This is a genomic window from Thioclava atlantica (genome assembly GCF_000737065.1).
GTDB classification, from domain to species: Bacteria; Pseudomonadota; Alphaproteobacteria; order Rhodobacterales; family Rhodobacteraceae; genus Thioclava; species Thioclava atlantica.
This window is the reverse complement of record NZ_AQRC01000002.1, coordinates 16800-42005: the sequence shown is the minus strand read 5'-3', so window position 1 is coordinate 42005 and position 25206 is coordinate 16800. Positions and strand designations below refer to the sequence as shown.

Sequence of the window (25206 nt, the reverse complement as noted above, 5' to 3'; positions counted from 1 at the left end):
GGATGGCCGAGTTCACGATGCCATCGCTCGGGGCCGACATGGAGGCCGGAAAACTGGTCGAATGGCTGGTCAAGCCCGGCGACCGGGTCAAGCGCGGCGACGTGATCGCGGTGGTCGAGACCCAGAAGGGCGCCATCGAGATCGAGGTCTTCGAGGACGGCACGGTCGACACGCTGCTGGCCGATCTCGGGCAGACGCTGCCGGTGGGCGCGCCGATGGCGCAGATCCGAGCGCCGGGAGAGGCGGTGCCCGTGGCGCCCGCACCACCCCCGGAAGCTGCGCCGGAAGCAGTGCCACCGGTGAAGGCCGAGGAGGCCGCGCCGGAGGTGCCGCGCGCGCCCCCGCCCGCGCCGCCTGTGACGCCCGCGGGCATCGCGGCCTCGCCGGCGGCGAAGGCGAAAGCCGCCGAACTGGGGATCGCCCTCGAAACGCTTGAGGGCAGCGGTCCGGACGGGGCGGTGGTGCTGGCCGATGTCGAGGCGGCGGCCGGGGCGCAAGCGCCGCGCGCACCCGATCGCGGCGCGTTCCTCGCCGAGATGCGCAAGGCGATCGCCGCCGCGATGGCGCGCTCGAAACGCGAGATCCCGCATTACTACATCACGCATACGGTCGATCTGAGCGCGGCAAGCGACTGGCTCGCACAGGCCAATGCCGATCGCCCGCCGGAGGAGCGCCTGCTGATGGGGGCGCTTCTGGTCAAGGCGGTCGCGCTGGCCGCGCGCGAGGAGCGCTCGGTGAACGGATATTTCGGTGCACAGGGGTTCGAGCCCGCATCCGCGGTGCATCTGGGGCTCGCGATCGCGCTGCGCGGCGGCGGGCTGGTGGCGCCTGCGATCCTCGATGCCGACACGCTGAGCCTGCCCGATCTGATGGCGGCGATGCGCGATCTGACGATGCGCGCCCGCGCGGGACGGCTCAAGAGCTCGGAAATGAGCATGGCGACACTCACCTTCTCCGGGCTCGGCGAGAGCGGGGTGGAGGCGATGGCGGGGATCATCGTGCCGCCGCAGGTCGCGCTGGTGACCGCGGGCGCCCCCGGCGAAAGGGCGCTGGTGCGCGACGGCGCGGTGATCGCCGCGCGCGCCGTCACCTTCACGCTCGCCGCCGATCACCGCGTCAGCGATGGGCGGCTCGGATCGAAATTCCTGACCGCGCTCGACGCGAAGCTGCAAATGCCGGAGGCCCTATGACCGAAGACGACATCCGCCGCGCCTATATCGAGGAACTCGTCCGCGTGGCCCCTGATATCGACCCCGCAACCGTTCGGGGTTCCGATCACCTCCAGGACGATCTCGAGCTCGACTCGATGGATATCCTCAATCTGGTGATCGCGCTCAATTCCCGCTTCGGCGTCGCCATCTCCGAGGCCGAGTATCCGCGCATCGCCACGCCCGATCTCGCCGCGAAGTTCCTGGCGGAAAAGATCTGAACCGGGCGCTCCGCGACCCCGCGACCTCGGTCGCTGGCGCGGGTCGTGCGGATAGTCCCGTTCCGTGCCCGCGCCCGATCCGCTTGCACTCGGGGGTGTCCTGCGACGGATGCGATCTCGGGGTCGCTCTTGCCGGGCGCCCTGTGCTAGGCGTTTGCGAGAAGCGCAGCCGCCGGCGATCCGCAGCGGGCAACGGGCAACGGGCGAAGGGGAGAGAGATGCGAAACGGTGGAGAATTGCTGGTCGATAGCCTTGTGGGGCTGGGCGCGCGCAACGCCTTCGGGGTGCCGGGGGAAAGCTACCTCGCGGTGCTCGACGCGCTGCATGACACGCAAGGGGTCCTGGATTTCGTGCTCTGCCGTCAGGAAGGCGGCGCGAGCTTCATGGCCGCCGCCTATGGCAAGCTGACCGGCCAGCCCGGCATCTGCATGGTGACCCGCGGGCCCGGCGCGACCAATGCCTCGATCGGGGTGCATACCGCGATGCAGGATTCCGCGCCGATGATCCTGTTCGTGGGGCACGTCGGCACCGACATGAAGGGCCGCGAGGCGTTTCAGGAGATCGACTACCGGGCCGTCTTCGGCACGATGGCGAAATGGGCGGTCGAGATCGACCGGGTCGAGCGGATCCCCGAGATCCTCTCGCGCGCCTGGACGATGGCGGTGACGGGGCGTCCCGGCCCGGTCGTGGTCGCGCTGCCCGAGGACATGCTGACCGCGACGACCGACGTCGCGCCCCTGAGCGCCCCCGCCGCGATCACCGAACCGCGCCCCGACCCGGACGCGATGGCGCGCCTGCGCGAGATGCTCGCAGGCGCGGCGCGCCCGCTAATCCTCTATGGCGGGTGCAACTGGAAAGGGCCGGGCACCGCGCCGATCCAGCGCTTTGCCGAAGCCTCCGATATCCCGGTCGTCTCGGTCTTTCGCTACCAGGACCAGTTCGACAACCGCTCGCCTTCGTTCTGCGGCGAGGCGGGCGTCGGGATGATGCCCCATGTGAAGCGCCTGATCCGCGAAGCCGACGTGATCCTCGCGATCAACAACCGCTTCGGCGAGAACTCCACCGACGGCTACACCCTGCTTGACGTGCCGCAGCCCGCGCAGCGGCTGATCCATGTTCACGGCTCGGATCTGGAAATCGGCAAGATCTACCGCCCGGAACTGGGCATCCATGCCGGGCCCAATGCCTTTGCCGAGGCGCTTGGGGCGCTGGAACCCGTGACGGGCGACTGGGCAAAATGGCGCGCCGAGGGCCGCGCGGCCTACGAGGCCGGGTTCGACCTGCCCGATCTGCCCTCGCCGGTCGATATGGGCAAGGTCTGCGCCCATCTGCGCGAGCGTTTGCCCGAGGACATGATCTTGACCAACGGTGCGGGCAATTTCGCGGTCTGGTCGGGGCGGTTCTTCCGCTTCGGCCCCGAGGCGCGGCTGCTCGCGCCGCAATCGGGCGCGATGGGCTACGGCGTGCCCGCCGCCGTCGCGGCCAAGGTGGCGCAGCCAGAGAAGACGGTGGTCTGTTTCGCGGGCGACGGCGATTTCCAGATGACCTGCCAGGAACTGGCCACGGCCGCGCAGGCGGGTGCGCAGCCGATCATCCTGATCCTCGATAACGGCATCTACGGCACGATCCGCGCCCATCAGGAGCGCAATTACCCGACCCGCGTCTCGGGCACGACGATGGCGGGCAACCCCGATTTCGCGGCGCTCGGGCGGGCCTACGGGTTCCATGCCGAACGCGTCGAGACGACCGAAGATTTCGCCGCTGCCTTCGAGCGGGCGCTGGCCTCGGAGACCGGCGCGGTGCTCGACCTCGCGATCTCGCCCGAAGCGCTCACGCCCCGCCAGTCGCTTTCGGCGATGCGCGAGGCGGCGCTGGCCGCGAAGCAGACGGGCTGAGCCGCCGAAGAAACAAGAAATCCCGGCCGAAGCACCGCTCGGCCGGGATCGTGTCGTTACGGCTCGTCCCTCAGTGGCCGGTGATCGCGGGGAAGGCCACCAGCAGCCCGACCGCGAAGATCTGGATCGCGATGAAGGGCAGGAGCGAGCGGAAGATCTCGCCCAGCGTGATGTCCTTCGGCGCGACCGATTTCAGGTAGAAGGCAGCGGGCCCGAAGGGCGGCGAGAGGAAGCTCACCTGCATGTTCATCGCGAAGACCACGCCGAACCAGACCGGGTCGTAGCCCAGATCCTTCACGATCGGCACGAAGATCGGCATCGTCAGCAAGGCGATCCCGACCCAGTCGAGGAACATGCCGAGGAAGAACAGGATCGCCATCATCGTCAGGATCACCACGATCGGCGTATCCGAGACGCCCTTGAGCAGCGCCGAGACGAAATCGATCCCGCCCATCAGGTTGAACACGCCCACCAGCGCCGAGGCGCCGATCCCGATCCACACGATCATGCCGCAGGTGGAGAGTGTCTGCAGCGCCGCGCCCTTGAGCATCGAGAGCGTCAGCTCTCCGCGGATGAGCGTCGAGAGCATCACCCCCGCCACGCCGAGCGCCGAGGCCTCGGTGACGGATGCGATCCCGCCATAGATCGAGCCGAGCACGAAGCCGATCACCAGGACCGGAAGCACGAGGCCCTTCAGGAGCTTGATCTTCTCCGACCAGGGGCGGTCGTCGGGCTCGGGCATCGGGGCGAGACCGGGGTTCAGCTTGACCCGCACGATCACGAAGAGGACGTAGAACCCCGCGAGCATGAAGCCCGGAATGAAGGCCGAGGTGAAGAGATCGCCGATCGAGACATTCGCGGTCAGCCCGTAGATGATGAGAACGATCGAGGGCGGCACCATCGTGCCGAGCGAGCCGCCCGCGCAGATCACCCCGATCGCGAGCTTGCGGTCATAGCCCTGACGGATCATCTGCGGCAAGGCGAGGAGCCCCAGGAGCACGATCTCGCCGCCGATGATGCCCGACATCGCAGCCAGGATGACCGAGACGAAGATCGTCTGGACCGCCACCGCGCCGCGCATCCGCCCACCCACGAGCTTCATCGCCTCGAACAGATCTCGCGCGATCCCGGATCGGTCGAGCAGCGCCGCCATCATCACGAACATCGGCACCGAGACGAAGACGAAGCTGGAGACGAAGGAGTAGACGCGGCTGGTGATCAGCGGCACCGCCATAGGCCCGAACCAGCCGAGCGCGAAGATCAGCGCGACGAGCAGGGTCACGAAGGCGAGCGGGATCCCGGTGAGCAGAAGCGCGATCAGCAGCACGAAGAGCAAAAGCGTGCCATAGCCGATCCCGAGCGCGGAGAGGTCGAAATGCAGCAGGTGCTCGATCATTCGCCGGCCTCTTTGCGCAGCGCGCCCCGCAGGTAGTTCACCGCCATGATCACGAACTGCACCACCATCAGGCACAGCACGACGAAGAGGAAGATCTTGAGCCAGGCGGGGAAGGGCGGGTCCCAGGCGCTGCCCGAGGTCTCGAAATGGATCTCGCCGCCGGGGCGGAAGACGGCCTTCATAACCATCCCGTAGGCGGCCCAGGCGAAGAAGGCGGCCGCGAAGAGGCAGATCAGCGAGATCACCGCGTCGAGCACGCGTTTCGCGCGGCCGGTGATCATGTCGTAGATCAGCACCACGCGGATATGGCTGTTGCGCACCACGCAATAGAGCCCACCATAGACGAAGGCCATCGCGCAGAGGAAGATCGTGGTTTCATGGGCCCAGATCGTCGGGCTGTTGAAGCCGTAGCGCAGCACGACCTCGTTGAGCAGGATCAGCGCCGAGGCGACGATCCCGATCGCGAAGACGAGCCCCGTCCTGTCGATCCACCGGCCAAGAAGGCCGGTCTCGGAGATTGCGCCATGTTCGGGTTCGATTTGGGTGGGTTCAGGCGCGTGCGGGGCGCCCTCGGTCGGATCGGGCTGGGTCATGACTTCGCCGTTGCTGTCGGATCTACGGGAAAAAGGAGCGGGGCCGCACCTGGCGACCCCGCATGGAGAAGCTGCTCAGAGCAGGTTCTTCTCTTTGAGATAGGCGGTCAGGACGTCATAGACATGCTGGGCCTTCTCGGATTTCTTCGCCACCTTCTCCCATTGGGTGATCGCGATACGGCGGAACTTGGCGCGCTCCTCGGCCGACCAGTCGTGGATATGGATCTTGCCGCCCGCTTCGGCCTCGGCCACCGCCTTCTTGTCGGCCGCGGCGAGATCGTTGACCTCGGTCGTCGCGAACTGCTTGACCGAGTCCTCGAAGGCCTTCTGCAGATTGGGCGAGAGGCCGTCCCACTCCTTCTTGTTCATCGCGATCCCCACGAGCGGCATCGAGTGGAAGCCCGGATAGACCGGGTTCGGCGCGATGTCGTTGAGGCCCTGCGCCTGGTTGGTCGAGAACACGGTGTAGTCGGCCGCGTCGATCACGCCCTTGTCGAGCGCGGTATAGACCTCGGAGCCGGGCAGGTTCACCGGCGCGGCGCCCGCGGCGGCGAAGACATCCTGCACCAGCCCTTCGGGGGCGCGCATCTTCAGACCCTTGAGATCGGCCACCCCGTCGAGCGGCACTTTCGAGACGAGCGATTCAAGCCCCGTCGTGGTCGAGCCGACATAATGCACGCCATAGGGCTCGAAGAGGTCGTTGCCGAGCTGCTGGCCGCCGCCATTGTTCATGAAATCGAGCAGCTGATCGGTGCTCGACCAGGCCCCGACCGGGTTGCCCAGCAGCGAAAAGGCCGGATCCTTGCCCGCGAAATAGGAAATGTCGGTGACGATCCCGTCGATGATGCCTGCGCCGGTCGCGTCGAGGGTCTCGTTATGCTCGACGACCGAGCCCACCGGCATCATCTCGATCTGGATCTGGTTGTCGGTGCGCTTGGCGAGGTCCTTGGCCCAGTTCTGCTGCAGCACGAAGTTCGGATTGCCCGCGGGGTCCGAGGACTGGAACTTGTACTTGTGGGTTTCGGCATGCGCCGCGCCTGCGAGCGACAGCGAGGCGAGCGCCGCGATGGCGGTGTAGCGGATGTGTTTCGTCATGGTCTCCTCCAGTTTTCGACGATTTCACTCTTGCAGGGCCGGGCCCCATTTGGCTCGGATCTGCGCACAGAGCGCCTCGGGTGGGCGCGAGATGTCGCAGATCAGAGCGTCTTCCTCCTGTCCCGGCGGTTCGAGATCGGCCAGCTGGCTGTCGAGCAGGCCCACGGGCATGAAATGACCCGGCCGCGCGGTCATCCGCTCGGCGATCAACGCGGGCGGGCCGGAAAGATGGGCGACATGGATCGGGCCCAGCCGCGCGCGCAGCCGGTCGCGATAGGTGCGCTTGAGCGCAGAACAGGCCAGCACCACCTGCGCCCCCTCGCGCCGGGTCGTCTCGGCCACCGCCTCGGCCACCCGGTCGAGCCACTGCCAGCGCATCGAGTCGTCGAGCGGCAGGCCCGCCGCCATCCGCGCCACGTTCTCGGGCGGGTGGAAATCGTCGGCATCGAGAAAGGCCGCACCCATCGCCTGCGCGGTGCGTCGCGCGATCGTCGTCTTGCCGGTGCCGCAGACGCCCATCACCAGAATGGGGGCTATGCCGAGGGTGGATAAATCTGCCATCTTGCCTTGCCGGGCCTCGCCGTGTTTCTTCGGTGAGGGGTAATGTAAGCGGTTACATTCGTCAACACGCGATCGAGAGGCTGCAAAAAGGTGCGCTGAAGAAATATGAATAAAAATAAAGAAAATAAGCCGGTGACGATGCGCGATGTGGCGCAGGAAGTGGGTGTAAGCGTTGCCACTGTCTCTCGTGCACTGCGCAATCCCGAGGTGGTTTCGGAGGCGCTCAAGTCGAAGATCGCGGCGGCCATCGAATCGTTGGGCTACCTGCCCGATCCGGCAGCGCGCGCGCTCGCCTCGACACGGTCGGACGTGATCGCGGTGATCCTGCCCTCGATCTCGAACAATGTGTTCGCGGCGGTGATGGACGGGATCTATTCGGCAGTGGAGGGCACGCGCTATTCGGTCCAGCTCGGTTACTCGCGCTATGCGCCCCTGTCGGAGGAAAATCTCATCCGGCTCTTCTTGCGCCAGCGCCCCGCCGGGATGATCGTGACCGGGATCGACCAGACCGATGCGGCGCAGGCCCTGCTGGCCGATGCGGGCTGCCCGGTGGTCCAGGTCATGGAGACGGGCCCCGCGCCGCATGACCTGATGATCGGATTTTCGCATTACGACGCCGCGCGGGCGGCGACCGCGCATCTGATCGAACAGGGCTATCGCAACCCCGGCTTTCTCGGTGCGCGGATGGATCCGCGTACGCAGCGCCGCCTGCACGGGTTTCGCGACGAGCTGAGAGCGCGCGGGATCGACGAGGGACGGCGGGTGCATACGACGACGCGGCCGTCCTCGGTGACGCTGGGCGGGCATCTGCTGGCGGAACTGCTCGGCGTCGCGCCCGAGACCGACGCGATTTTCTGCATCAATGACGATATCGCGCTTGGTGCGATGTTCGAGGCGCAGCGGCGCAACCTGCGGATCCCCGATGAGCTGGGGATCTGCGGCTTCAACGACATGGAGATGATGGGCGCCGCCGAGCCGCCGATCACCTCGGTGCGCACCTTCCGCCGCGAGATGGGCGAGGGCGCGGTGCAGCTCATCCTCGATGCGCTGGCCGGCGACGTGCCCGAGGCCGGGAAGGTCGTCGACCTGGGCTTCCAGATCATGCCGCGCCGATCGACGATGCGGGGGCGGTAATCCTGGGCGCATAGCTTGGACGTCGGTCCCGCGTCGCCTCTGGACTTAATGTTGTGTATTAAAGAAGAGTCGTAAGGAGCGGAAGATAAACAATATATCGCTCTAGAAGGCGGCCTTGGATGGCAGCGTCAGTGGGCACCCGTGGCCAGATCGAGGACGCGGTCGAAATGCGAATACCAAAGCTGACCGCCCCCGGCTTCGGGCAAGAGTGTCATATGGGGCGCATTGTCCCGCGCTAGCTGTCGAGGTCGAGGCGGAGCCGCTCGGTTTCGTGGGCGAGATCGACGCGCACCAGCGCTGCGAGCAGGCGCGGGAACTCGGCGCGGGGCACCAGACCGGCCAGATCCCCGACCTTGTCGGGCAGGCCGAGCCGGGCGGCGGCCTTGCGCGCCCGCGCATCCGCGAAGGGATAGATCTCGGGCCAGGCGAGCTGCATCTCGCGCAGGAAGATATCCGCCCCGACCGGGCCGATGCCCTTGAATTCCAGAAGCAGCCGTCGCTCCTCGGCGGGATCGTGGCGCGCCGTTTCGCGCAAGAAACCGAGCGTGCCGCCGTACAGGTCGAGGACGCGCCGGGCCATCTCGCCCAGCATCCGCGCGGTACGCTCGTCATAGCGCACATATCCGGCGCGATCGAGGAGCGCGACCCGCGCCGACCAGCTGCTGCGCGCCATCGCTCCGGGCGTGTCCAGCCCGGCCTCGATCAGGGCCTGCGCCGCGCGCGTCGCGACTTCGGCAGAAATGCGCGCGCTCATCAGGAGCGCGGCGCAGAGCCAGCCGAACCAGGCGGTCTCGTTCGTCAGATCGAGCCCGATCTCCTCGGCATAGCTGCGCCCGTGCCGGTCCAGCAACCGGCTCACCAGCACCTGCCGCGCGCGGTCGTCGAGTTCTCCGGTCATCCTGGCCTCTGGCTCTGCGCTCGTCCTCATCCGTCACCAATCTAGCGCTCAGATCCCAGTTTTTCAGGTTTGGCCGGTCGGCCCTTGCGGGGGGATCGACAGGGCGCGCGCGTTCGCGCTCAGGGGGTCTCGGTGCGACCGGGTGGATCGGTCGGGCTCTGGTCGGGACTGACATCCTCCGTACCGCGCGCGCGGGGAATGTGCATGCGCAGCTCGCGGACCGACCCGTCTATCGGGAAGTCCACGAGGCTTCCGGGCGCGACCTCCTGCGCAGGCGCGCGCGAGGGTTCGGCGGGGCGTTCTTCGTCAACGGCCACCACTTCGATGCCGAGGCTTCCGGCGGGGCCCCGGACGGTTGCGCGGTATCCGTACCAGTCGCGGGGCAGACAGGGGGCGATGCGCAGCTTGCCGCCCGAGAGTTCCAGCCCGAGAATGCCTTCGACACCGAGGCGCCAGGCCCAACCGGCCGCACCGGTATACCAGGTCCAGCCCGCGCGACCGCCGAAGGGGGGAGCGCCTCCGACATCGGCCGGCATCACATAGGGCTCGCCGCGATAGGCCTCGACCTGCGCCATCGTCTCGGTGCGACGCAGGGGGTTGATCAGATCGAAGATCTCGCGCGCCGCATCGCCGTCGCCGAGCCGGGCGAAGGCGAGCCCGAGCCAGGTCGCGGCATGGGTGTACTGGCCGCCGTTTTCGCGCACGCCGGGCGGGTAGGCGCGGATATAGCCGGGGTCGCGCGGGGTCCGGTCGAAGGGCGGCGTCAGCAGCCGGACGAGGCGCAGATCGCGGTCGATCAGGCGCTCCGCGGCCGAGTGGACGGCCTGGGCGGCGCGGGAGCCGTCATGGGACCTCCCGAGGACCGACCAGGATTGCGCGATGCTGTCGATCCGGCATTCCTCATTCGCCTTCGAGCCCCAGGGATCCCCGTCATCGTCGAAGGCGCGCATGTACCACGCCCCGTCCCAGGCCGAGGTTTCCGCCGCGCGCCGAAGCTCGCCCGCGCGCCTGCGCCAGTATTGTGCCTGACGGTCCCGGCCAGCGCGGTCGGCGAGATCGGCATAGGCGTCGGCGCACAGGGCGGCGAACCAGGCGAGCCAGACGCTTTCGCCGCGCCCGTGAATGCCGACGCGGTCCATCCCGTCATTCCAGTCGCCGCTGCCGATGAGGGGCAGACCATGCGCCCCCGCGCTTGCCCCGCGTTCCATCGCCCGCGCGCAATGCTCGAGCAGGGTGGCGGGGTCGGCGCCGGTCTCGAAGGCGGCGTATCGGTCCTCCTCGTCCTCGGCGAGCGGCGGGGCAGTGAGGAAGGGGATCGTCTCGGACAGGATCGTGTCGTCGCCGGTGGCCGCGACATAGCGGTGGGTGGCATAGACCAGCCACATCATGTCATCCGAGCAGCGCGTGCGCACGCCGCGTTCGCCCGGCAGATGCCACCAATGCAGAACGTCGCCTTCCTCGAACTGGTGCGCGGCGCAGGCGAGGATATGGGCGCGCACCCGCGCCGGATCGGAGACCAGCAGCGCCATCATGTCCTGAAGCTGGTCGCGGAACCCGATACCGCCCCCCGCCTGATGGAACCCCGCCCGCGCCAATATCCGTGAGGCGAGGGTCTGGTAGGGGAGCCAGCGATTGATCATCAGGTCGAAGGCGGGGTCGGGCGTCTCCACCCGGACCGCGCCGAGCCGGTGGTCCCATGCGTCGCGTGTCTGCGTCAGGGCGGCGGCGACGCCCTCGGGCCGCGTATGGTCCGCGACGAGCCGTTCCAGTTCCGCACCATCGCCCGCGGCGCCGAGAACGAAGGTGACCTCCTCGCTCGCGCCCGGGGCAAGATCGAGATGAACCTGATAGGCGGCGCAGGCATCGCGCACCGCCTCGAGCCTGCCGCCGAGGTTCCAGCGCTGCAGGCCTTCCGGGCGGGCCGTTCCCCCGCGTCCGAGAAAGGCGTCGCGGTCGCAGCTCAGGCTGTGGGCGGGGCGGCTCGCGGCGAGAAAGGCGATGCGTCCGGCGAATTCCAGCGACCAGCCATTGCGCGCGGTGAGCGCCCGGGCGCTCGCATGGTAGCCGCAGATCACATGCGGGCGCGTCACGCTCGCAAGTGCGCCGAGTTGCCATTCGGCATAATAGGTCGCGGTGATCCGGCGCGGCCGATCGGTGGTGTTGGCCAGATGAAGCGTCACGAGCTTCACCGGCGCGTCCGGCGGCACGCAGACGCTCATGCGCTGACGCAAGCCGCGATCGTTCCGGGCCCAACCCGTCTCCCCCGCGCCATGGGTCGTCTGGACGCTGCCGCCCTTGCCGGCGGGGAGCGGGCTCACGGTCCAGATCTCCGCCGTTTCCTCGTCGCGCAGATAGAGCGCCTCGCCCTGTGCGTCCGTGACCGGATCGTTGAACCAGGGGGTGAGGCGGAATTCGCCGCTGTTGAGGTTCCAGGTGAAGCCGAGCCCCGCCTCGGAGACGAGGGTGCCGAAGCTGTCATTGGCCAGGATGTTGCACCAGGGTGCGGGGGTGGTGCGGCCGGGATCGAGGTGGATGAGGTAGTCGCGGCCTTCCTCCGAGAAGCCGCCCAACCCGTTGTCGAAGCCGAGATCGCTCGGACGTTCCAGCGGGGGCGCGGTTTCCGGCCCGGCCGCCCCGCCGGGCGCGAAGAAGGGCGGTTTCGGGGGCACCTCCGGTTCCGGGGCAAGGGCCTGCGAGAGGGTCGCCGCCGCACCGTCGAGGGTCAGTGCCGCCAGCCCTTCGAGCGCGCGCATCTGCGCCGGTGTCAGGCGGTCCGCGCTGAGCAGATGAATGCCGCCATCGCCGCCGAGGCTTTCGGCGAGCCCCGCATCGCGGAGAACCTCGGCCAGCCGGGACGCGATCGGGGCCTCGTAGCTCGACGCGGTCGTGCCGAGCACCACGAGATCGGTCCGCAGCCCGTGGCGGCGCCACCAGCGCTGGACCCGCACCGCGGAGGGCAGCAGATCGGTATGATCCGCATCCGCGATCCGGACCAGCACGATGGGAAGGTCGCCCGAGAGGCCGAGCCCCCAGAGATCGGGCTGGCCGGGCAGCGGAGCGTCGAGCGCCGCCGGCGGCCGGATCGCAGGCGCGAGGAGCGGCCCGGCGAGCCGCTGCGCGTCGATCAGGAGCGGCTGAGTCGTGCCCGCTCGGTCCGCGTCGATGGCGGCGCTGCGCATCGCGTCCTCGAAGGCCCAGTCGAGCGCCGCATCGCTGGAATAGCGATCAGCCAGCTCGAATGCGGTTTCCCGAGAACCCGCCGCAATCGTGAGGAATGCCAGTTTCGCGCGTTCACCGGGGGCGAGCCGCACCCGCGCCCGGAGCACAGCGACAGGGTCGAGGGTCCAGCCCTCGGTTCCGCTCAGGGCGCGCGCGAGAACCGCGGGGTCGGTCAGGCTGCCGTGACGGCCGAGGAAGGTGCGGCGGTCGCTCTCGGTGCCCGCGAATGCGACCGCTGCATCCTCGGCAAGCAGCCGGTGCAGCATCACGGGGGGCGCGTCGCCGGGGCGGCGGGGCCTGCGGGTGAAGAGCAACCCGTTCAGCCGCGGGACCGTTTCGCTATGCAGGAAAAGCTTGCTGAAGAGCGGGTGACGCTCATCCGCCGCATGCGCGGACAGCACCGGCTCGGCATAGCTCGTCACTTCGATTTCGCGGGTATCGTCGCCATTGTTGACCAGCGTGACGCGGCGGATCTCGATATCGTCCGCAGCGGCGATGGTGATTTCCTGGGTGGCGGCGATGTCGTGATGCTGGAGGTGGAAGCTGGCCTTCTCGGCATGGAACATCACGTCCACCCAGCGATCCGGACGACGCCGGAAATCCCAGACCTCGCCATCCGAGACGTCGTGCAGGAGCAGACGCGCCGAACTTTCGTCGCGCAGCGGATCGGCGGCCCAGCGGGTGAGCGACTGTCCATGCCACCACAGCGTTGCGCCGCCCGCCTCGGAGAGCCAGGCCGAGAGCCGGCCGTTGCCGAAACCGTGGCATTGGTGCTCCGCCGTCTCGGAGGCGGGCCACCCGTGCAGAACGGGGATCTCGCGGCGCTCCTGCACGGCGGTCTCGGCCCCTTCGTCGGGCAGCGGCTCGGGCACGTATTCCCACGGCACCCGTTCGTGAAGCAGCAGGTCGATCGCGGAGATACGCCGGTCGCGATTGAAGCGTTGCACGAGGATATCGTCGCAAAGCGCATTGCCGAGCGCCGAGAGCAGCATGCCCTGGTGATGGGCCATGAAGACATGCACCGGCGTGTAGCCGGGCGGGTCGTCGCGGCGCGAGGGGGTGAAATCGACGGAATCGTAGAAGCCGAAGCGCTCGCGCAACCCCATCCCCTCGAGCCGCCGCAGATTGTCGATCGCCGCGCGCGGCCGCGTCGCGAGCGCGAGCGCGCTGGCATAAGGCGCGACGACGTAATCCTCGGCGAGTCCCTGTTTCATGCCCAGACCCACGATGCCGAATGCGCGGTACTGGTAGCGCAGCGCGGCGTCCCGTGTGGCGAAGGCGGCCTCCGATACGCCCCAGGGCAGGCCCAGCCGGCGGCCGTAGCGGATCTGGACCTCCACCGCGCCGGCCTCGCTCTGTCCGACGAGCTGGCCGGGCGCGCTGCGGATCAGGAGCGCCGGCATCAGATATTCGAACATCGACCCGTTCCAGGACAGGATGATGAGTGTCCCCGAGGAGCGCGACAGCGGCCTGCCGAGATGGAACCAGTGCTCGGCCCGAACGTCGCCCTTGGCGATGGCGAAATAGCTGGCCAGCCGCGCCTCGGAGGCGAGCAGGTCATAGCGATGCAGATCCATCCGGTCGAAGCTGAGATTGTAGCCGATGAAGAAGGTCCGGCTCTCGCGGTCGTAGAGGAAGCTGAAATCCATTTCGGTTGCGAAGGCACTGGCCTTTCCGGCGCTCTCGCGCAGGCTGTCGCGGAGCGCGGACTGGGCCGCGCTGCCCCGCGCGACCGCTTCGAGGAGCGCGTCGCGTGCAGGGCTCTCCGCGCCCGCGTCCTCAAGCCGCGCCCGGACGTCCCGCAGGACCCCATCGAGCTGATCGAGCCGGGTATCGGGCGGCCAGCGCGCCGCGATTTCGGCCGCCAGTTCGTCGTCCTCACCGATCGTCAGCCACGGGCAGAGCGCATCGAGATCGCGGATGAGGCTGTCGGCGTGGTGGATGCTGCGTTCGAGCCAGAGATGGGCCTCGCTCACCGTCTCGTCCGGTGCGCCCTCGAGCGCTTCCGGCATGGCCTCGGAAAGTGCGCGCAGTTCCTCCCGGCGCATCCGGCGAACGGTGCGCGCCCAGTCCAACGGTCGGTTGCGGACGTGGCGAGCGGTTTCGATCATGCCCTCGACCTGATCCGGCAGCGCGCCCGCCCGGGATCCGGGCAGGCTTTCGAGCGCGTCGCCCAAGAGACCCAGCGTGTCGACGAGACCGTCCCAGAGCGCGGGCGAGAGAGCCGGCCCGTCCGCCGCCTCGATCAGCCCTTCGCGAAGGGTCACCAGCGCCACCGCGAGGTTGCCGCTATCGACCGTCGAGACGTAGCGCGGCGCGAGCGATTCCAGCGTGCGGGTGTCGAACCAGTTCACGACATGGCCGCGATGGCGTTCGATCCGGTCCAGCGCACCGAGCGCATGCGCGCTGCGCACCGAGAAATCGCGCAGCCCCGTATGGCCGAGATCCAGCGCGACCAGGGTGGAGAGAAACTGCATCCCGACATTGGTGGGCGAAGACCGGTGGGCGACCTCTTCATGCGGCTCGGTCTGGTAATTGTCGGGCGGCAGCCAGTTGTCCTCCGGGCCCGCGAAGGTCTCGAAATAGAGCCAGGTGCGCCGGGCGAGGTGGCGCAGCCAGGTCCGGTCCTTCTCCGCCAGCGCCTCCGAGGGCCGCTCGCGGGGGCGTCCGATGAGCCGCGCGATTTCCGGCGAGGCGATCCATAGCATCAGCAGGGGCAGGGCGCCGGGCAGGGCGCCGGGGGCGAGCCAGGCCAGCAACCCGCCGATCGCCACGGCCAACGCCGGCGCGCCTGCCATCTCGGTCCAGAACCGGGCGCGGGTGGCAGCCCCCGCTTCTGCCACATGGGCGGCGGTGACCCATTCCAGCATCCGCCGGCGCGACACGGTGAGACGCCACAGGGCGCGGGCGATCGCGTCGAGCGCGAGGATGGCCTCATTCGCCATGAACACGACCTCGAGCGCCCAGCGTCCGGAATGATCGAGAAACTGGCGCCATCGTTCCTGCACCGCGCCGCGGCGGCGTCCGTGGGCGATGCCCGAGACGACGTTCGTGACCAGATAGGTCCCCGGCGCGGCCAGCACCAGCAGCGTCCAGAGCGGGGCGGCGCGCGGCACGATCAGCCAGCCCGCGAGCGCCAGCAGAACCAGCGCGGGCGGGATCAGGCTGCGGCGCAGGTTGTCGAGGATCTTCCAGCGATCGAGCGCGGAGAGGGGATTGCGCAGCCTGCGCTCCTCGCGGCCGGGCGGGTGGCGTCCGAGCCAGGGCAGCAGTTGCCAGTCGCCGCGGATCCAGCGATGCAGGCGCAGCGCGTAATCGGGGTAACGGGCTGGGAAGCCCTCGTAGAAGACGATGTCGGAGGCGAGCGCGGCGCGCCCGTGCAGCCCCTCGAACAGGTCATGGCTGACCAGCGCGTTTTCCGGCACCCGGCCGCGCAGGCTCTGGCGGAAGGCGGTCGCGTCATAGGCGCCCTTGCCGGTGAAGATCCCTTCGCCGAAGAGGTCCTGATACACGTCCGACACGGCGCGGCTGTAGATGTCGATCGCCGTGTCGCCGGTATAGAGCCGGGTGAAAAGTGACGCGCCTCCGGCTTCGGGCGAGATCTCGATGCGCGGCTGGATGAAACTGTAGCCCGCCACCACCCGCTCGCCCCGCTTGTCGAATTCGGCCCGGTTCAGGGGATGGGCGAGCGTGCCGATGAGGCGCGCCACCGATCCCGGCGGTGCCATCGTGTCGGCATCGAGAGTCACGACGAAGCGGGCCGCACGCAGCCCCGCCACATCGCCCTCGCGCAGCGGGAAGGCCTCCTCCGCGCCGCCATGGAGGAATTCGTTGAACTCCTCGATCTTGCCGCGCTTGCGCTCCCAACCCATCCAGATCCGGTCGGTCTCGTTCCAGCGGCGGCGGCGGTGCAGGAGCACGAAAGGCGCGTCGGGATGATGGCGCCGGTTGAGGGTGACGATACCGGCGGCCAGCGCCTCCTCGATGGCCGCGTCTTCGGGGGCGGTTTCGCTTTGCGCATCCGCGAGATCGCTCAGGAGCGCATAGCGCAGCCGCGCATCGGGGTTGGTCAGCCAATGCCGTTCGAGCTGTTCGAGAAGCGCGGGCACCTCCGGCGCGCTGCGCAGGATCACCGGCATGATCACCGCGCCCTGGATATGCGCGGGCAGGCCGTCTCGGTAATCCATCTTCGGGAGAACCCGGGGCGGGAGGATCTGGGTGACGATCCAGTTGGTCACGGTCACGGCGGGGATCGAGGCCGCGACGATCAGGAGCACGGAGGCGATCAGCATTTCCACCACGCCCGCGCGATAGAAAATGACAAGGGCCAGCGGCAAGGCGAGCGCCAGCGCGCCGAACCCGAGAAGCGATCCGGCATAGGCGAGCCCGGCATGGGCCAGCACCCATCTGCGCACCGCCTCGGAGGGGCGCGCACGGAAGCCGGTCATTGCCTCCATCTCGGCGCGGCCGTCGCCGATGAGCCACCAGCCGCTATGCATCTTGCGGGGAGCGCCCGAATGGGTCTGCGCCATGCGTATCACGTCTTGCGCGATCCGTTGCTCGGACCGCCCCGATCCCTGAGCGAGCGCCTCGACCGCGCGGCGATACATGTCGCGGGTCTCGAAATCCATCTGGGCGTGCAAGCCATCTGGGGCCTTCCGCAAGATCGCCTCGACATGGCTCGTCGCCTCGACGAAATCCTTCCAGTCGATACGCGAGATCGCCGCGAGCGCGACGATGGCGCGCGAGATCGCCTCGGTCGGGTCGCGGTCTGCCTCTCCCGGTGCGCCGGCGGCGGGGGGAAAGGGGGGCTCGAGCGCGGGCACCAGTTCGCAAAAGGCCAGCACGATCGCCTCAAGGCACGCCAGCCGCAGCATGGCGGGAAAGGCCCAGAGTTCGGCGATCGTCAGCCCGTCCTCCCCCTGATAGGCCTCCATGAAATGCACCGCCGAGTCGAGGCTGAGCTGGGCATGGGTCGCCTCGAGATAGCCGCGCGCTGCGAGAAAGACCCGCGGCAGCCCCTCGCATTCGGGTGCGGCCAGACTGGGAAGGCGGCGATAGAAGGCCCAGGGCATGTCGGCGCGCACCTGACGCACCGCGCGGCGCACATGGTATTCGTTGTCGAGAAGCCATTCCGCCGCCTTCGCGGCTTCGGCGGGCGGTTTGCGACAGGCGCGCCGGGCCTCCTCCAGCCAGTCGGGGATCGCGTTCAACCGGCTCCAGACCGGCAGGGGCTTCGGGATTGCGGCGCAGACCCCATGGTGATGGCGCAGGGTTTCTGCGGCGCCTGCTACCCGATTTGTGACCAGATTCTCGCCTTCGGCGGTCACGAGCCACCCCGGACGGTCGGGCGCCGCCGGGGCGCGGATCCGGCGGTCCGATGCGACATCGGCTCCGCGCTGCGCACCAGAAGCACGGGCGAGACCGCATGCGACAGGAGGTAATCCGCAGTGCTCCCGATCGGCAGATCCGGATCGCTCCCGGTTCCGCGCGCGGCCAGCACGACAAGCTCGCCCTCCTCCTCGAGAAGGGTCCGTGCGAGCGCCCGGCGCGGCTCCTCGCCGCTCAACATGCGCACGCGGCTGCGGATCGTGTCGGCCGGCAGGAGCCGCCGCAGACGGTCGAGCCGCGTTTTCGCGATATGTTCCGCGCGCCGGGTCAGGCGATCGCGCAGGGCTTCATCCTCGGGGGCTTCGGGGCCTTCCGTGTGCAGCTCGATCTGCGGGACGGCATGCACCAGCACCAGCTCTGCGGCACGCTTGGGCGCGATGGCGGCGGCGATGCGCAGCGCGGCCTCGGCGCGGGCGGAGCCGTCGAGAGGGACCAGGATGCGCCGGGGGAGCGCGTCGGCAGGGCGGGTCTCCCAGGGGCCTTCCGGGACGATGAGCACGGAGCGGTCGAAATCCTCGGCGACATGGCGCGCGGTGCCGCCGAGCCCCCAGCCCCTCGGGTTCTCGCGCGCACCCGCACCGAGCACCACGAGATCCGCGCCGCTTTCTCGCGCCGCATCTAGGATGCAGCGCGCCGCCTGGCAGCCGGTCATGATCGCCGTCTTCATGGTCTCGGGCGCGTCGAGATCGCGTGCCACCCGGCGCAGATAGGCGTTCTCCTCGCGCCGCGACAGCTCCCATTCGACGGGGTCGGCATAGCGTTCGTCCCGGACCGTCGGCAGCACGCGAAGCGCAGTCAGTTCCGCGCCCGAGAGTTCGGCGATGGTCGCGGCCTGCTGCAAGACGCGCCGCGCATCGACCGAATGGTCGATACAGGCCATGACATGGCGAAAGATCGGCCGGGCGGTGCCCGGCTCGCCGCCGCGCGGCGAGACGGTCGGTGCGGCATGCAGATGAGGCGGAACCAAGGTGAACTCCCTTCTTCGGTGCGGGTCATGAAGCGGGGCGGTGCATCGGGGGAGAATGCGCGCCTCAAACGGCGCCGTCATTGTCAGGCGTCAACTTCGGGCAGTCTGGAAGGCGCGTTCAGGGCAAGGTGCCGGGGATGTGATCGCGTGGCCCGTCATCAGGTTGGCAACAGCCACGCGACTGCGCACAACGGAAAACAGGCAGCGGGATCGCTGCCTGTTTCGTGGGGTCGAACCGTTGCGGGTCTCGATGTGCTCAGGAGGCGAGAAGCTCCTTGAGCTTGTCATCGACGAATTTGACATCGTCGGGATTGGTGCCCGGACCGCCCGCGAAATGCCCCCAGATCGAGGGGATCGGCACGTATTGCGCATTGGGCATGTTGGCGACCTCGATCTGGCTGTCCTCGGGCGGGAAATAGAGATCGGTCTGGCCGGGCATCACATAGGCCTTGGCCTTGATCGCCCCCAGAGCGGCCTTGAAATCCCCGTTATAGATCTCGTTCGCGCTCAGGTCGCCGTTCTGCCAGGTCCAGGCCATCGTCAGCAGGTTGTTGGCGTCCTTGGGCAGGAAGAACCCTTCCCAGAACCCGATCAGGAAATCCTCGAGCGAGGCATAGCCCAATGCCTTGAGGTCGAGCTCCTCGCGGTAGAAGCTTTGCGACAGGCCCCAGCCCGCATAGACCCGGCCGACCGCGCGCAGGCCCTTCTCGGGCTTCGAGGTGTAGCGGCCGTTCTCCCATGCGGCATCGGCGCGCAGCGCGGCCTTCACCCCTTCGAGGAAGACGTAGTTGTGGCGCGAGCATTTGGCCGAACCGCAGAACGGCGCGATCAGATCCATCATGTCGGGATACATCGCCCCCCAGTGGAAGGTCTGCAGCGCGCCCATCGACCAGCCGGTGACCATGCGGATCTTCTCGATGCCGAGTTTCTCGGTCACCAGCCGGTGCTGCGCCTTGACGTTGTCATAGGCGGTCACGTTCGGGAACCGGTCGGCATTGTAGGGCTCGGGCGTGTTCGAGGGCGACGAGGACAGCCCGTTGCCGAACATGTTGGGAATGATGATGAAGTATTTCTCGGGATCGAGCGCCATGCCCGGCCCGATCAGCCATTCATTGTCGTAGTGCTGGCCCGAATACCAGGTCGGGTAGACGATCACGTTGTCCTTGGCCGCGTTGAGCGTGCCATAGGTCTTGTAGGCGAGCTTGCAGTCGGGCAGCGCGAGGCCGCACTGGAACCTGAACGTGCCGAGCTCGAAGATCTCGTAGTCTTGGGTCATGTCTTTTCCTCAGGGTAGGGGGAGCGCCGCGGCGGTTCGCGCGGCGCTCCGAAGATCGGCCGGTAGGGTCAGGCGGTGACGCGCTTCGCCTGCAGCGAGCTTATCACGTAATAGGCGCCGCCCCCCACGAGACCCGCGGAAATCGCGGTCGACAGGTGGGGCAGGTACCATTCCACGATGAAGGCGACGGCGGAGCCGCAGCCCCAGGCGATGAACGCCTCGCCGCGCCAGTCGCGGTCGATCTCGGAATTCTTGCGCACCAGATACTGGTCCACGAGGATGATCGCGCCGATCGGCGGCACCAGAATGCCCAGAAGCGACAGCCACTGGATGAAGAAGGCCCAGACATTGGTGGCCGCGATGACGATGCCGATCGCGCCGAGGATGACCGCGAAGAGACGCATATGGCTGCGCAGGATGCGCGACCAGCCGGTCGCCGCGTTATAGAGGCAATGCGCGCAGACCGAGCCGAGGTTCACATAGAGGAACAGGAAGGCCAGGACGCTGAGCCAGGTCATCTGCTGCGCGTTCATGTAGCCGAACATGTTGTCGGTGCCGAAGGGGTTGGCATCGGGCACGGCCAGCGCGGCGGTCATGATCCCGCCCACCAGCATCGCGGCGAGATTGGCGAAGGGGAAGGCGCTGAAGGTCGCGACCCAGGAGCTTTTCTCGTCCTTGGCCCAGCGGTTGAAATCCGCGCTCACCGTGCCCGCGTCGATGAAGAGCGCGATCACGACGGTCAGCCCAACGCCCATCGTCATCGTCGCCGCGCCGTTATTGCCCGGATAGGCCATGATCGCATCCCAGCTGGTGGTGGCGGCCGCATCGCCCACGACCCACAGGCCGAGAATGACGAAGAGCGGAACCGAGATCATGCCGATCAGGTGCAGGCCTTTCACGCCGACGAAGGTGATGCCGATATAGAGCGCGCCCGCGATCAGCGTCATCACGACGTAATTGAGCTCATAGGTGGAACTGACCAATGCGCCGGTGATCCCGGTCTGCACCGCGTACCAGCCCAGAAGCAGCGTCGAGAGCAGGCCGGAGGCGAAGACATAGCCCTTGCGGCCGAAGACGATGCTGGCGAGCAGGGCGAAATTCATCCCCTTGCGCGCACCGAGCTGCCCGAGCAGCCCGACATAGAGCAGCATGATCAGATTGCCGATGATCATCGCCTTGAGCGCGGCCGAGAACCCCATGCCGAGCACGAGGATCGAGCCGGTCATCGCGCCGGTGATGATCATCGGGAAACCCATCCAGACCATCGTCACGGAGAACATGCTCCGCCGCGCCCTGGCGGGAACGGGTTCGTGTTCGTATTCCTCGCCGAGCGCGTGATCGAGTTCTTCTTCGAGATGTTCGAGCGCTTCGGGCTCGAGTGACTTTTCCGTCGTAGCCATGACATGTACCTCGCTGTTGTGACGGTTCTTCTTTTTTCGTTGGTTGGCCTTGGCATGCCAAAGCCGGGCGCTTGCCGGGGGGCAAACGGTGACGAATGTGTTTCGCCGGGTCGGTTTCGGGGGAGACGAGGATCAGCGGCAGATGAAAACTGCCTTCATTTGTGATCGGTTGGACTGATCTCAGCAAACTTGCAGGCGGAGCCCGCGGCGGGTCTGGGTCGTCGTTATCTCCCCTTGAGCGGCAAAGAGCCGGGTCCGAAAACGCAGAAAGCCCCTTACGACATACCGCCGGAGCGGGTGCGTAAGGGGCTTTCTGTGCCAAGCGTCACGTTCTTCATTGAACGTAACGTCAACGACGATGCGGTGATTCGTTTCAATATGCAAATGTTTTGCGCGTTACCCGTGCTTGTCTCTGAATAAAAAGGCAAATCCGGACGGCATTATGCGGATCTCACGGCTTCGCGAGCGGTTGCGCTTGCCGCAATACATGTCGTTTGCTATTTGAGTCTTGTGTGATCGGTCCTTCGGCTTCCCCGAAAACGGGAGGCTCGTCTTCAGAGATGGAACCCGATTTATGGCTTTTCACCCCGAGCCGGTCACAATTGGCCTCCTTTTTTCCCAAACCGGTGTCACCTCCGTCATCGAGCGCACGCAACGCCAGGCCGCGATGCTGGCGGTCGAGGAAATCAACGATGCGGGCGGCATCGACGGCCGGGAGATCCTGATCGAGGATAGCGACCCCGCCTCCGATCCGGTGCGGTTCAAGAGCGAAGCGGAGCGCCTCATCGATGTCGGTGCGACCACGATCTTCGGCTGCTACATGTCCTCGACCCGCAAGGCGGTCCTGCCGGTGGTCGAGCAGCGGCGCGCGCTTCTGTTCTATCCCACGCTCTACGAGGGGTTCGAGTTTTCCAGCAGCTGCGTCTATTCCGGTGCCGCGCCGAACCAGAATTCGCGCTGGCTTGCCGATTACCTCACGGACACCTATGGCGACCGTTTCGTCTTCGTTGGGTCGAACTACGTTTTTCCCTATGAATCCAACAGGATCATGCGCGATCTTCTGTTGCATCGCGGCGCGCAGGTGCTCGATGAAGTCTATATCCCGCTGCGCCATAACGAGGACTATATCGAACGCGCGATTGCCCGGATCAAGGCGGCGGGGCCGGCGGTCGTTTTCTCGACCGTGGTCGGCGAGGGCTCGGTGCGGTTCTACCAGGCCTATGACCGTGCGGGGTTCGACCGGAGCGTGCAGCCGATCGCGAGCCTGACGACGGGCGAGCCCGAATTGCTGGAAGTTGGGAAGGACGCGTCGATCGGCAATGTGACCGCAGCCCCCTATTTCAGCGTTCTCAAGACCGAGGCGAACCTGCGCTTCGTCGCCGCCTATCACCGCCGCTTCGGCCCGGATCACCCGATTTCGGCGGGCACGGAGGCGGCGTATTTCCAGGTTCATCTCTTCGCCGAGGCCGTGCGCCGCGCAGGGGCCACGGATCGCGACAGCGTGCTGCGCAGCCTGCCCACCTTCAGCTACGAGGCGCCCCAGGGCGCGGTGCAGGTCGAGGAGGCGACCCATCATACCAGCCTCTGGCCGCGCGTTGCGGTCGTGGGCGAAAACGGTCAGTTCGAGATCGTCCGCGAAGCGGCCGCACCCGTGAAGCCAGACCCGTATCTCATTGAATACGATAAGGAGTTTCAGTTGGCGGCGCCCCGGACCGGGACCCGGGGGAGCACGCAGTAATGGCTCGTTTGCGTCTCAAGGATCTGCGCGACCTGACGGTGATGGTGGTTCATCCTCCGGACGCTGACGGCAAGGCCCTGATGGATCAGCTCAAGCGGATCGGCTGTCGCGCCGAACTGATGTGGCCGCCGGCCAAGGCGCTGCCATCGGGCACGGATGTCGTTTTCGCGGGTGTGTTCTTCGAGACCCATGAAGCGCTCAGCGCCATGATGAAGAAATCCGAAAAGCCCGGCGCGACCGTGATCTGCGTGGTGAATTACGAGAACCCGGCGATGATCGAACTGGTGCTCGATCTCAATGCCTTCGCCGTCCTGTCCAAGCCCGTGCGGACCTTCGGGATGCTGACGAACCTCGTCGTGGCGCGGCAGAACTGGATGCAGGCGGAGGAGTTCCACGACAGGCTCGCGAAGATGGAAAAGAAGATTTCCGGTCAGAAGAAGATCGCGAAGGCCAAGTCCATCCTCATGGAAATGCACAAGATTTCCGAACGCGAGGCATATGGGATCATCCGGGCGCAGGCGATGGGGAAACGGATTTCCGTAGAGGAAATGGCCGTGGCGATCATCAATGCAAACGAATTGTTGTCATCGCGTTACGATGATGTATAGTCGAATCACCTTGACGGCCAATGTTGCCCGTCAGGACGGCAAAGAAAGCCCGCTCTAGACACCAACGTGTCTTGGCGGGCTTTTTTGGTTTTCAGGTCGGCGCAAGGTCGCGCCGATGCTTGCGATCGCCCCAAGGGGCGCGCGGCTCCGCCGGATTTCCGGCGGCACTGAATGGCAACGACGCCAGTCGAGATCCGCGTCGCGGAGCCTCCTCCCCAGCCTTGTCCGGGCCGTCTCGGCCCGTCCCGGGCACCCCTCATCTCGATCACACACACACACTCGCGGCCACACGGGCTCTGCCTGCGCATGTCCGCCAATCAACAAAACCAGCCAACACGGGAGATCTTCATGAAAACGAACCGCAGAAATTTCCTCAAGCAATCCACGGCTTTCGGCGCGGCTGCCGCGCTTGGCCCGTCGCTTTATGCCGGCGCGGCCCGCGCCTCGGGCGAGATCGAGGTCGGCATCCTGTTCTCTCTGACCGGCGGTCTGTCGATCATCGAGAAATCGCTCGCCGACGCGACGATGATGGCGATCGACGAGATCAACGCCGCGGGCGGCGTCAACGGGATGACGATCAAGCCGATCCTCGAGGATGGCGCTTCCGACCCGAAGACCTTCAATGAGAAAGCCTCGAAACTGGTGATCCGCGACCGGTTGCAGACCGTGTTCGGCTCCTACACCTCGGCGAGCCGCAAGGCGGTGCTGCCGGTCTTCGAGAAGCGCAACAGCCTCTATTTCTACCCGACCTATTACGAGGGTTTCGAGTGTTCGAAGAACGTCGTCTACACCGGCGCCGTGCCGAACCAGCAGCTGTCGAACTTCATCCCCTGGATCATCAACACGCTGGGCAAGAAGAAATTCTTCATCGTCGGCTCGAACTACATCTATCCGCGCGAAATGGCCAAGGTCTCGAAGATCCTGATCGAGCAGCATGGCGGCGAGTGGATCGCCGACGAGTATCTCGAGCTGGGCCATTCCGAATGGGGCGCGATGGTCTCCAAGATCAAGGAAAGCGGTTGCGATGTCGTTCTGTCGAACGTGGTGGGCGATTCCGTCGTGGCCTTCTATCGCGAGTTCAAGAACCAGGGCCTGACGCATGACAAGCTCCCGATCTGCGCGACGGTCACCTCGGAGATCGAGATCGCCGCGATGGGGCCGGAATTCGCCGTCGGCAGCTACACGTCCTTCCCCTATTTCCAGGCCATCGACACCGATCGCAACCGTGCCTTCATCGAGCGCTACCGGAAATACGTGAACGATCCCAACGCGGTGACCCATCACGCGCTCGAGAGCAGCTATTTCCAGGTCTATCTGTGGAAACAGGCGGTCGAGAAGGCCGGCGACATCTCGGCCGACGCGGTGCGCGAAGGCATCAAGGGCCAGGTCTTCGAGGCGCCCAACGGTACCGTCACGGTCGATCCCGAAAACCTCCATACCTATCTCACGCCGCGCATCGCGCAGTGGGGGGCGGACGGGCAGGGCACGATCATCGACGAATACAAGGAGCCGATCGAGCCGCTGCCCTATGTCGCCTATGGCGAGACGCCCGACAACCTGTTCTGCAAGGGCACGGGTCTCGACACGGCCAAGCTTTGACGCAATC

General features: G+C 66.9%; 16 protein-coding genes. 7 read left to right on the top strand and 9 right to left on the bottom strand.

Features of this window, described 5'->3' with window-relative positions; translation table 11 throughout:
- Window positions 1-2: 2 nt before the first annotated feature.
- The 3 genes from DW2_RS02720 to DW2_RS02710 all read left to right on the top strand — a co-directional run bounded on the left by DW2_RS02720 (window position 3) and on the right by DW2_RS02710 (window position 3324).
- Window positions 3-1190, top strand: coding sequence for a dihydrolipoamide acetyltransferase family protein (locus tag DW2_RS02720; RefSeq protein ID WP_038143607.1), 1188 nt, complete (start codon window positions 3-5; stop codon window positions 1188-1190).
- On the top strand, window positions 1187-1429 hold the full coding sequence (locus DW2_RS02715; RefSeq protein ID WP_038143606.1) for an acyl carrier protein: 243 nt from the start codon (window positions 1187-1189) through the stop codon (window positions 1427-1429). Before DW2_RS02720 ends, DW2_RS02715 begins: the two co-directional genes overlap by 4 nt.
- Window positions 1430-1647: 218 nt before the next feature.
- Window positions 1648-3324, top strand: a complete 1677-nt coding sequence (locus DW2_RS02710; RefSeq protein ID WP_038143603.1) for a thiamine pyrophosphate-dependent enzyme — start codon at window positions 1648-1650, stop codon at window positions 3322-3324.
- A 70-nt stretch (window positions 3325-3394) separates the two neighbouring features.
- Here DW2_RS02710 and DW2_RS02705 read toward each other — a convergent pair whose 3' ends face one another.
- The 4 genes from DW2_RS02705 to DW2_RS02690 all read right to left on the bottom strand — a co-directional run bounded on the left by DW2_RS02705 (window position 3395) and on the right by DW2_RS02690 (window position 6969).
- Window positions 3395-4720, bottom strand: a complete 1326-nt coding sequence (locus DW2_RS02705; protein WP_038143602.1) for a TRAP transporter large permease — start codon at window positions 4718-4720, stop codon at window positions 3395-3397.
- Entirely contained in the window at window positions 4717-5313 is a 597-nt protein-coding gene (locus DW2_RS02700) for a TRAP transporter small permease subunit (RefSeq protein ID WP_081874819.1), read from the bottom strand. Before DW2_RS02700 ends, DW2_RS02705 begins: the two co-directional genes overlap by 4 nt.
- Window positions 5314-5388: 75 nt before the next feature.
- Window positions 5389-6408, bottom strand: a complete 1020-nt coding sequence (locus DW2_RS02695; RefSeq protein WP_038143600.1) for a TRAP transporter substrate-binding protein — start codon at window positions 6406-6408, stop codon at window positions 5389-5391.
- Window positions 6409-6432: 24 nt separating this feature from the next.
- Complete coding sequence (locus DW2_RS02690) at window positions 6433-6969, bottom strand: gluconokinase (protein ID WP_051855218.1); 537 nt, start codon at window positions 6967-6969, stop codon at window positions 6433-6435.
- A gap of 138 nt (window positions 6970-7107) precedes the next feature.
- Between DW2_RS02690 and DW2_RS02685 the strand changes: the two genes are divergently transcribed.
- Window positions 7108-8103: a LacI family DNA-binding transcriptional regulator gene (locus DW2_RS02685; RefSeq protein WP_238321252.1), complete on the top strand. Its 996-nt coding sequence runs from the start codon at window positions 7108-7110 to the stop codon at window positions 8101-8103.
- A 235-nt stretch (window positions 8104-8338) separates the two neighbouring features.
- Here DW2_RS02685 and DW2_RS02680 read toward each other — a convergent pair whose 3' ends face one another.
- The 5 genes from DW2_RS02680 to DW2_RS02660 all read right to left on the bottom strand — a co-directional run bounded on the left by DW2_RS02680 (window position 8339) and on the right by DW2_RS02660 (window position 21254).
- Complete coding sequence (locus tag DW2_RS02680; protein ID WP_051855216.1) at window positions 8339-9001, bottom strand: HhH-GDP family DNA glycosylase; 663 nt, start codon at window positions 8999-9001, stop codon at window positions 8339-8341.
- A gap of 119 nt (window positions 9002-9120) precedes the next feature.
- Window positions 9121-17550 carry a GH36-type glycosyl hydrolase domain-containing protein gene (locus tag DW2_RS02675; protein ID WP_081874818.1) on the bottom strand — a complete coding sequence of 2810 codons (8430 nt, stop codon included), beginning with the start codon at window positions 17548-17550 and terminating at the stop codon, window positions 9121-9123.
- On the bottom strand, window positions 17547-18578 hold the full coding sequence (locus tag DW2_RS02670) for a universal stress protein (RefSeq protein WP_038143594.1): 1032 nt from the start codon (window positions 18576-18578) through the stop codon (window positions 17547-17549). Before DW2_RS02670 ends, DW2_RS02675 begins: the two co-directional genes overlap by 4 nt.
- 256 nt (window positions 18579-18834) lie before the next feature.
- Window positions 18835-19854, bottom strand: a complete 1020-nt coding sequence (locus DW2_RS02665) for an alpha/beta fold hydrolase (protein ID WP_038143592.1) — start codon at window positions 19852-19854, stop codon at window positions 18835-18837.
- Between the two features lie 68 nt (window positions 19855-19922).
- Window positions 19923-21254 (bottom strand): purine-cytosine permease family protein, encoded by a 1332-nt coding sequence (locus DW2_RS02660; protein ID WP_038143590.1) that lies wholly within the window; start codon window positions 21252-21254, stop codon window positions 19923-19925.
- Between the two features lie 574 nt (window positions 21255-21828).
- On the opposite strand from DW2_RS02660, the gene DW2_RS02655 reads away from it, so the two are divergent.
- The 3 genes from DW2_RS02655 to DW2_RS02645 all read left to right on the top strand — a co-directional run bounded on the left by DW2_RS02655 (window position 21829) and on the right by DW2_RS02645 (window position 25199).
- Complete coding sequence (locus DW2_RS02655; RefSeq protein WP_051855213.1) at window positions 21829-22992, top strand: transporter substrate-binding domain-containing protein; 1164 nt, start codon at window positions 21829-21831, stop codon at window positions 22990-22992.
- Window positions 22992-23600, top strand: a complete 609-nt coding sequence (locus tag DW2_RS02650; protein WP_038143587.1) for an ANTAR domain-containing response regulator — start codon at window positions 22992-22994, stop codon at window positions 23598-23600. The genes DW2_RS02655 and DW2_RS02650 overlap by 1 nt, the downstream gene beginning before the upstream one ends.
- Before the next feature lie 348 nt (window positions 23601-23948).
- Window positions 23949-25199 carry a transporter substrate-binding protein gene (locus DW2_RS02645; RefSeq protein WP_038143584.1) on the top strand — a complete coding sequence of 417 codons (1251 nt, stop codon included), beginning with the start codon at window positions 23949-23951 and terminating at the stop codon, window positions 25197-25199.
- Window positions 25200-25206 lie beyond the last annotated feature (7 nt).